The 569-nt window shown below is 23.0% G+C and carries 1 protein-coding gene; it reads left to right on the forward strand.

Going from position 1 to position 569, the window contains the following annotated elements:
• Nucleotides 1-237 precede the first annotated feature (237 nt).
• On the forward strand, nt 238-432 hold the full coding sequence (locus tag CJ670_RS10760) for a hypothetical protein (RefSeq protein ID WP_133161068.1): 195 nt from the start codon (nt 238-240) through the stop codon (nt 430-432).
• Nucleotides 433-569 lie beyond the last annotated feature (137 nt).

The raw sequence follows: 569 nt of genomic DNA on the forward strand, positions 1-569 counted from the left end.
AAAATCATCAAGTCCCATAAAAAAGCCCTTTATATAGTTGATTGTAGTGATGAAATTATATCAAAAAGTGCCTATTTATGGGCTTTATTATAGCTTTTATATATAAGAAATTGAAGATTTTTTATGTGCGAAAGTTGAGTAAATAATCTATTATATAGTTTTTTTATTAGAACATTAGATGATCAAAAAAAAATAGATAAATTTATTTATGAACCTGCAGTTAATTATACTTTAAAATTGAAAGATGTAATAATATATAAAACAGAATATGTAAGAATTACATTGCAAGAAATTATCTATACTATTTGCCCAGATTATTATAAAGAAAAGCAACAAAATATTAATGATGGTATTAATTTGCAAGATATTAAGGTATTCAAAGATTTTTATTATAATAAGGTTGAAGAAAATAAAAAAAACAATATGGAATGACCCCAAGATAGTAGACACTTTTTTATTCAGTTAACACCTTGGGTTGAGTAACACTATCATTGTATCTTTTCTCAAATTCATTTGGACTTATAAAATCTAAAAAACTATGTCTTCTTTTTGAGTTATAAAACATTTCT

Origin of the sequence: Arcobacter cryaerophilus gv. crypticus, from assembly GCF_002993025.1 — a bacterium.
Taxonomy (GTDB): Bacteria; Campylobacterota; Campylobacteria; order Campylobacterales; family Arcobacteraceae; genus Aliarcobacter; species Aliarcobacter cryaerophilus_B.